This is a genomic window from Okeania sp., assembly GCF_983059655.1.
The window spans coordinates 1-8,397 of sequence record NZ_CEZPJD010000335.1; the positions used below are offsets into that span (position 1 = coordinate 1).

An 8,397-nucleotide genomic window follows, 5' to 3' on the forward strand; every position below is an offset into this window, starting at 1 on the left:
CTTTTGGGTTGCCCATACTAACTGTAGTCTATCCATGTGAAAAGCGCTATATGGTAAAAGGAGGAGTCAGAATTCAGAATTTCCTACGGAATGCTCCGCAAACAGGAGGAATGGGGAATTTAGAAGAAGTAGTTGAATATTTTATCCCTTAATTTTTCTGCCATAGTCAGCCCAAAACTTTAACTTTTTGCTTCCTCAAGCTGAAAAAGTTAGGACTTTGGGTAGACAAGCACAGAAAGATACAGCTACAATTATTCATCCTACTTCCCACACTTCCCAGCCTCTGCTTTTTTCAGCAAACCCTAGATATTAATACTCTGAGGAATTCTCGAAGGCAGTAAATATCTATAAAGTGGACGGTTTAAGTTGCGCTGCTCAATAGTCGCTTCAACTTGATTCAGATTTTCCTGAAACTTCTCAAGTAGAGGTTTCACATTGGAATCAGTAAAATGATTTTTCGGATACTCACCCAATTGCGTGTAATAGACAGATCCCAGTAAATATGTAAGATTCAGTTGTCCTTGTGCCTGCTCCAGAGGTGGCAGCAGATCCAAATAATCTTGCTCGCTTACTTCACCTTTGAGAATTGAACTAGGCAAATAACCAGCTAATGGAACCGGCGCAGCATAAGACATTATATCTTTCTGTGGAAAATTAACAGCAGCATGTTGAGCACTAGCAGTAAAAATAATTAACGTCACAGCATTAATCAAATAATCTAGCGTCTTAATACCTCCATCTTCACCAAAATCAGGTACACGAGCACCATCAAAAGCCATAACTTCACCTGCCCAAGCTTGTAGTCGCCGATCTGCCTGAACTTCTTCATTTCTAGAATAGTAAAGATTCAGATAATCTGAAACCCATTGATGAATAGCATCCCACACTAACAGAGCATCATCCCGATAAGGATAAACAGGAAGTAAATTAGGATCGTCAACCCCGCGCTGCTTCAGTTGCTCAGGTAACATAGCCCCATTAAAACCATAACTCTGTAACCCTAATACTGCTAAAACACGAGAGTTATCAATAGTAGATGAAAGTAACTGATCGACTCCTTCCTTAGGAGCAATTAAAATCCTGTGAGCACCATCGTTAATTAGTAAAGTACCCTCAAAGTGAGGACGCAACAACAGACTTAAGCAATGATTTTGGGGGAGTTGACGATGGGTAGGTGGAATAAATGATCCGACAAATAAATGAGTTCTCCCTAAATGACTCACTGCCTCGTGAAAGTTAGCATCTACTATCTCTACAACTGTTTTAGCAAATAACCAAGCATACTTAGAAGAGTTGGGAGTAAAGATGGGGTTATCTGCTCCTGGGGTTTGACCGCATTGAATAGCTACAGGACGTAATTTACGGTTTGGGTCTGAACCTTTTGGCACTGCAAATAAAGCTAGAGGAGCATAAATATACTTTTGGTATTTATTAGGATAAGTACCATTAAGAGCACCTTCCAAAATTTTATAGTCTGCTAGATAGAGTCGCCCTTCTTTTCCTGCTAATGCTAATGAATCATCTTTACCCATAACTTCCTGATATTGAGTCTCAGTCACCGGAAAACGTTCGTCAAGACTTGATATCTGCTCGATCATTAGGGGGTTATAACCTGCTACTCGCATATAAGCGAATACTTCATCTTCTTCAAAAGTATAAGCGATGCTCGGTATCCCTCCTGTTTCTGGAAATAGCTCTTTATAGGAGAAGAGCTTTTGATAATCTTCAAGACTCGTTGCATGACCTTCTGGACTTCCTTTCTTTAATACTTCTACAGCTTCCTCCGAAATATCCTTAAGTATTAACAGACCATTTTCCTTAAGGAGGGAAACAAAAAAGTCATCTAATTCACGAAAATCATTAGGTATTCCTTGATTCACAAGTTGTTGAGCTATTAATAAATTTTGGTTCAACAATAATTGGATAAAAAATTGTAGAGTTTTATTATCCTTTCCCGTTTTTATTGATTTGATCTGCTCATAGATTACTTCTAAGATATATTCGATTACATCGTCTCTTACTCCTTTATTTCCTCGGTTTCCTCGGTTTGTAATTAGGGTATTCAAAAAGAGAAGACGTATATTCTTTGCCAATAATAAAACCCATTCTTTAGAAGGTTTTTCTTGTTCTGGTAATTCATTCACCATTGCCACAGGAGGAATGTGGTTATAGTTATATTGATATTCTTGTTTGGCTACTTCTAAATTATGATTGACTGATGAACTTGTGGTCTCCGTCGGACAGTTAGTCATGTTTAATAAATGCCTTTTGGTAGAAATTAAGTATAGTTTATCAAAAAAGAAGTCAGGAGTTATGAGTCAATAGGAAATAAAAGTTCTATTTGCTATATTACTATTTGAGGCTAACTATGGCAGAAAAACTACTCTTACCGAAAAATTTGCTATGCGCCTCGCCCATAAGCGAGCTACTTTTAGATCGTTTTTGATTAGACATCTCCAAAAATTAAAAATAAAATCAATTCTTATCCAGAAATTATCAATTATTCTTCTCTGTTCCCTGTTCCCTGTTCCCTGTTCCCTGTTCCCTCTTTCCTGGAGATGTCTATTGAATAGATATAGATATGTAACAATATGGATTTGTTGCCGAGGGGCGCGCCTATTCCGGAGGAGCTGCGAATTGCGGAAACTTTAAACGGACACGGAGGGGAGCGTCAGACTAACGTATTAGCTAGCACGTACCTGATGGAGTGCGTTAGCTATGCAACAGCAAAAGGTCAACTCGCCGAATATCTAAGACTCACTAGAAGTCTCCGTGTCTTCAGACTGGAAAAGATGTCAAAATTCTGACTCCTACCTCTTCTATAATTCCCATTTCTCCTGACTCCTGACTCCTCCCTATTAACTATATTTCTGCAATAATAATTTCAATTTTTCCTTAGTCTGAGCAGGTACTCGATCCAAAGGAGTTAAGATGGCATTTTTCAGAGCAGAATGGGAGTCAGAAACAAACTGATTTTCGTTCAACCTCCGTACTGTTTCCTGAATAACTTTTTGGGCATTTACCGCATTCTTGCGTAGATTATTAATCACCATGTCCACAGTCACGCTCTCATGTTCTTCATGCCAACAATCATAATCTGTAGATAGCGCTAAAGTTGCATAAGCTATTTCTGCTTCCCTTGCCAACTTCGCTTCTGGTAAATTTGTCATCCCAATAACTGTTGCGCCCCAACTACGATATAAATTTGATTCTGCTTTGGTAGAAAAAGCAGGTCCCTCCATACATAAATAAGTGCCACTACGATGCACATTTATATCTGATAAATTCAAACTTTCCGCAGCATCTGCCAACATTTTCGCTAGTTGAGGACAAGTTGGATTTTCAAATGTGATGTGCGCAACAATTCCTTCACCAAAAAAGGTAGAAACTCTGCCTTTTGTGCGGTCAATAAACTGGTCTACTACTACTAAGTCTAGAGGTTTTACTTCTTCTTTGAGGGAACCTACCGCAGAAGCAGAAATTAAATATTCCACACCCAGGCTTTTCATACCATAAATATTAGCACGAAATGGTAATTCAGATGGTAATAATGTGTGATTGCGATCGTGTCTGGAGAGAAAGGCTACTTTTGTTCCTTCCAAAGTACCAACAATAAAAGCATCGGACGGAGGCCCAAAGGGGGTCTCTACCCTTATCTCCTCCACATCTGTGAGTGCCTCCATTTTGTACAGACCACTACCACCAATAATTCCTATTTTTACTTTGGTCATTCTGAGATTAGCTAATATTTTTGCATTTTCAGGTATTCTACTGGATTTTTAGCAACGATATCCGTTTCAATACTGAATGCAAGAGATAGTTAGTAGTTAATAAGTCAGTGAGAAAACTGCCTGTGGGAATTTCACCCCACTGAGGGTATTGGCATCTTGGGTGATAGTGGAGTGAGGTATTTAACCCCTTACAGAAACCGATAGGACACTATAAGAGAAAGAGAATAGGGTACAAAAGTTAGGCGTTGCTGAATACTGGGATGATTGAGACCGACACGGGGACACGGAGACACGGAGACACGGGGATGATAGTCGATCCTCTCTTATAAAATCATCCCACAATTATGCAATGCCAAAAGTTAAGTTCAGTATTTATAACTACTATATCAGTATTTATAACTACTATATAAGTATTAGAAAAAGCATATTTCTCAGTATTTTTCATCGTTGAATGTATAAAAAAAAATTAATTTTTTCATAATCTTCAATGTTTATGCTGAATCTTTACCAAAATTTCATAAAACAAACTATACTTTTGTCATATCGTAAGAGAATAAGAACTACTCAATTTTGTGTCGTTCCCTTTCTTTATTCTTCTTATACCTAATTATTCTACCCAAAATTCTCCTACCCAGATATTTTTTCAATTCTCTTGGTTGATTGGATATGGCGAGGAGACCCGCTCTGATCGGAGCTGCTCCGAAGATCGCCATCACTCAACCGCTTTCTGTGGGTAGTCAGTATTTTAGGTATATTTCTGTTTTGTCGGACAATTATCTGATTTTTTAGGAACAATGAACAAATACCAAGCTAAAGCTAGAAAAACTCCCCTAGAATTAGTTGTCAGTAATATTTTTGCTGCTCGTAAGATTTCGGCTAGCGATCGCCAGCTTTTAAGAACAGCGTTATTTTCACCTAATCTTTTGAGTACCACCGAACAAAACCAGATTAAACAGGTTTATGAAGAGTTAATGGCTGGACGAATTAGTGTTGTCAAATAGTGGGGTTTAGTAAACTTTTTATATCTCTGAATTATGACTTTATCAATGTTATTTCAGAGCATAGAGTCAGTTCATGATAATTTTCTTCTAATCCCTCATCATCTATCCATACAATCTACCTGACTTATACTCAGCAGTTTATACATTAACTTGTTGCACAAATCTGGGCTGTAGCAATTATATGATATTCACCTGAATACTTATAAATGTAAGTTAGCAACGAGCAGAGAGAATAAAGATATTTACTGCTAGAGTGAGAGGGTTGATTTTTTTCATGTCGCTATTAAATGGACATGATATGATTTAACTTTATTTCTAAAATTAGCTCTAATATACTTCCTACGGGAAGCTGCGCTAACGACCACTTATTTCTCCTTTAAAGGAGAGGCTTTAAACCTTAATTCTTCGGTAAAAAAAATCTAAAGAAGCTCCTCAAAAACTCAGTATTCAGTGGGTTGCGGTGGTAGCGTGAAATATTTTATTTTGTGATTTGTGAGATTATTCCTGCCTTTTTCCTACGGAATGCTTCGCAAACATATTGGCAACAACCGTTTTGCTGGCACACAACTGCTCCTATTGCCTAGGTCGGATATGCCCTAATATCATGTCGCCCTAAACGTCAATGCTTGACTACGTATACACCTGAAGCTCTGCATTAGCAAAACTCACCCTACCTACATCAAGGCTTAATTTTCTATTTCTTTTATAAATATGCTCTACAGTTATCACCTATACAGATAAAATACTATCGCTTGCTAATTCGACTATAAGTTAGGGCTTGCTGATTATTTGTTTTGTGTCTAATAAATAATTAAGATTACAGCACTTTTTAGGATAGTGAGGTACACTTTTAAGACTAATCTTTTTTTCCCTACTGCCTACTCCCTAAAGTCCTAAAATTCTGTACCTCATCAACTCCAAAACTGCTGTAATATCATGCACCCTCTTCAGTAATACCAATTTCATAAAATATTGCAAAGCGTGAGGACACAGGGAACAGGGAACACCGGAGCTGGGAACAGGGAACAGAGAAAGAAAAACATAAATATTAAAGAGGAAAAAAGGTGGAAATTTTAGAATTTATGGAATTTATAATTTTTTCTTTTAAGAAGAAATCACAAATTAAGATGTAACTGCCTTTTTTGAATTTGGTATAACACCATTCTTTTTTACTGTAAAAGCCAAAATCCACTATAAGTCATCCCAGAATCATCTGGTTGTACTAACAGAAAATGTAACCCCTGACTATCTTGTTTTCTCTCTTCATAAACTTGAGCTGCTAATGACACTTCTCGATCTGAAAAAGTAGCAACTACCCACCGATCTACTAATCCTGCTTCTAAAATTAACCCATCGGGATCGCCAGAAACATACTTTAAAAAGTATGGTTGAGCTGCTTCTAACCATCGAGCTAATTTCATCGACTGACGACCTCCATCTATAACAACCCCTGGTATAGGAAGTGTTGAAGACAATCCTAAATTTAAAGGTAAAAGAAATTCAGGTACTGCCAAAATAGGAATTGGGCGCTCAATAATATCCTTAATATTACTCGCAGGTAATGTAGCAAATCTCCAGCGATCGCCCCAAAGATTTTCAGCTAATGGTACGGGTGGAGGAGAATCTAATTTTAAGGGATCATAAAATTCCCCAGTATATGTTTTCATCCTCTGATATTCTTGCACCCTATCTAGTAACCATTGTTTTAAAGCAGTAGTATGTCTAGTCGCTTCCACTTTTACCCCCAACATTTGAGCTGCAGTTTCAATTAAGCCCAAAGATTGAGGTCGAAATACTTGAATTGTACCGGGTAAATCCTGGCCTTGACCCACCTTTCTCAGTTGCTCCACTAGCCAATTGGCATTAACTTCTGACTGGGGACAAATAGCTGTAAATTCTAGGCTACGAGTGGGATTACAGATTAATAATTCCCATAGCTGTTGGCCTTGTTTATCTTTGAGTGGACGACGATAATAATCTGCTTGCCAAATACTATTGTTCATTTATTTTTGAAGGAAGAAGTTAAGAAGGAAGAAGGAAGAAGAAAGAAGGAAGAAGGAAGAAGGAAGAAGGAAAATTACCTGGTTCAATTACTCTTGGCTACAATTAAAAAATCGTCAATCTATATATTTTTGAAGGAAGAAGGAAAATTGCCTGGTTGAATTACCGAAAAACTCAAGTATCAAGCCTCTCCATTTATGGAGAAAAAAGCGGTCGTTAGCGCAGCTTCCCGAAGGGTGGGATGGCAAAGTCTCCTCGCCATATCTAATAGACCAAGAGGAGAAAAAAAATCCTTTTAACCAATCCTCTTAAATTTTATAAGAAAAGATAATTCTAAATTCTAAATTATTGGTTAGAATAAAAAAATTGTCAATATTATTGATATTTTATTAGATGCTATGGTTAATCCGGCCCTGAGTGAATTTGGTACAACTATGTCCCGCCTCACAGGTGTGCGGGCTATTATGGCAGATATTATTGCTACTCTACGAGCAGGCCAGGGACAGGAGTTTCTCAACTTCAGTTCAGGAAACCCTCTGGTGTTACCAGAAGTAGAAAAGTTGTGGCGGGACTGTACCACAAAATTATTAGCAAGTCCAGAATATGGGGAAGTTGTGGGGCGTTACGGTTCATCTCAGGGTTATCAACCGTTTATGGATGCAGTTATCAATGATTTTAACCGTCGCTATGGCCTGAATTTAAGCGATCGCAATATTTTAATTACCCCAGGTTCTCAGTCTATATATTTCTATGCTGCTAATGCTTTTGGTGGATATACTAGCAGCCAAACTCTGAAAAAAATTGTTCTACCTCTGAGTCCAGATTATACAGGTTATGGCGGAGTGAGTTTGCGGCCAGAAGCGGTAGTTGCTTATAAACCTACTCTGGAAATAGATGCTGAATCTCATCGCTTCAAGTATTGTCCAGATTTTAGTCAGCTAGTCATTGATGAAAATACTGGCTGTGTCATTTTCTCACGCCCCTGTAATCCTACTGGTAATGTGATTAGTGCTGATGAAGTGAAGAAAATTGCAGACCGGGCCGCTGTTTATGATGTGCCAGTGTTTGTGGATGCTGCTTATGCTCCTCCATATCCAGGATTAAATTTTGTGGAGATGGAGCCAATATTTGGGGACAATATCTGTCATTGTATGAGTTTATCGAAGGCTGGACTTCCTGGAGAAAGGATTGGCATTGCTATTGGGGACGAGAGAATAATTGAGGTATTGCAGGCTTTCCAGACTAATATGTGTATTCATTCTCCTCGTTATGGACAAGCGATCGCTACTGATGCAATTAATTCTGGGGCCTTGGCAGAAATTTCCACTCAAGTGATTCGGCCTTTTTATCAAAATAAGTTTTCGATTTTAGAATCAGCTTTATCAAAAGCTTTACCAAAAAGTTTGCCCTGGTTTCTGCATTGTTTTGAGGGAGCAATTTTTGCTTGGTTATGGTTGAAAGATTTACCGATGACTGACTGGGAACTTTATCAAAAGTTGAAGCAGGTGGGGGTTATTGTTGTGCCTGGAAGTTCTTTTTTCCCTGGTTTGCACGAAGAATGGTCTCATAAACAGGAGTGTATTAGGATTAGTTTAACGGCTTCTGATGAGGATATTCAAGAAGGTATGAAACGTTTAGCTAAGATGGTGATTTCTATTTTTTAA

6 protein-coding genes are annotated in these 8,397 nt (G+C 38.1%); 3 read left to right on the forward strand and 3 right to left on the reverse strand.

Annotated features, from left to right (window positions below):
* Nucleotides 1-302: 302 nt before the first annotated feature.
* Nucleotides 303-2,252 carry a lipoxygenase family protein gene (locus tag AC3DU7_RS18375; RefSeq protein WP_488040763.1) on the reverse strand — a complete coding sequence of 650 codons (1,950 nt, stop codon included), beginning with the start codon at nucleotides 2,250-2,252 and terminating at the stop codon, nucleotides 303-305.
* A gap of 606 nt (nucleotides 2,253-2,858) precedes the next feature.
* Nucleotides 2,859-3,731: an S-methyl-5'-thioadenosine phosphorylase gene (locus AC3DU7_RS18380; protein WP_488040764.1), complete on the reverse strand. Its 873-nt coding sequence runs from the start codon at nucleotides 3,729-3,731 to the stop codon at nucleotides 2,859-2,861.
* Nucleotides 3,732-4,525: 794 nt separating this feature from the next.
* Here AC3DU7_RS18380 and AC3DU7_RS18385 point away from each other — a divergent pair.
* On the forward strand, nucleotides 4,526-4,732 hold the full coding sequence (locus tag AC3DU7_RS18385) for a hypothetical protein (RefSeq protein ID WP_488040765.1): 207 nt from the start codon (nucleotides 4,526-4,528) through the stop codon (nucleotides 4,730-4,732).
* A gap of 1,169 nt (nucleotides 4,733-5,901) precedes the next feature.
* Here AC3DU7_RS18385 and AC3DU7_RS18390 read toward each other — a convergent pair.
* Nucleotides 5,902-6,735, reverse strand: a complete 834-nt coding sequence (locus AC3DU7_RS18390) for a Tab2 family RNA-binding protein (RefSeq protein ID WP_488040766.1) — start codon at nucleotides 6,733-6,735, stop codon at nucleotides 5,902-5,904.
* 6 nt (nucleotides 6,736-6,741) lie between these two features.
* Here AC3DU7_RS18390 and AC3DU7_RS18395 point away from each other — a divergent pair, with 6 nt between their 5' ends.
* On the forward strand, nucleotides 6,742-6,894 hold the full coding sequence (locus tag AC3DU7_RS18395; RefSeq protein WP_488040767.1) for a hypothetical protein: 153 nt from the start codon (nucleotides 6,742-6,744) through the stop codon (nucleotides 6,892-6,894).
* A 237-nt stretch (nucleotides 6,895-7,131) separates the two neighbouring features.
* On the forward strand, nucleotides 7,132-8,397 hold the full coding sequence (locus AC3DU7_RS18400; RefSeq protein ID WP_488040768.1) for a valine--pyruvate transaminase: 1,266 nt from the start codon (nucleotides 7,132-7,134) through the stop codon (nucleotides 8,395-8,397).

Bases quoted from the DNA above. Each gene is read 5' to 3' on its own strand.
- AC3DU7_RS18375 (WP_488040763.1), bottom strand. From the start codon at position 2,252: ATGACTAACTGTCCGACGGAGACCACAAGTTCATCAGTCAATCATAAT.
- AC3DU7_RS18380 (WP_488040764.1), bottom strand. From the start codon at position 3,731: ATGACCAAAGTAAAAATAGGAATTATTGGTGGTAGTGGTCTGTACAAA.
- AC3DU7_RS18385 (WP_488040765.1), top strand. From the start codon at position 4,526: ATGAACAAATACCAAGCTAAAGCTAGAAAAACTCCCCTAGAATTAGTT.
- AC3DU7_RS18390 (WP_488040766.1), bottom strand. From the start codon at position 6,735: ATGAACAATAGTATTTGGCAAGCAGATTATTATCGTCGTCCACTCAAA.
- AC3DU7_RS18400 (WP_488040768.1), top strand. From the start codon at position 7,132: ATGGTTAATCCGGCCCTGAGTGAATTTGGTACAACTATGTCCCGCCTC.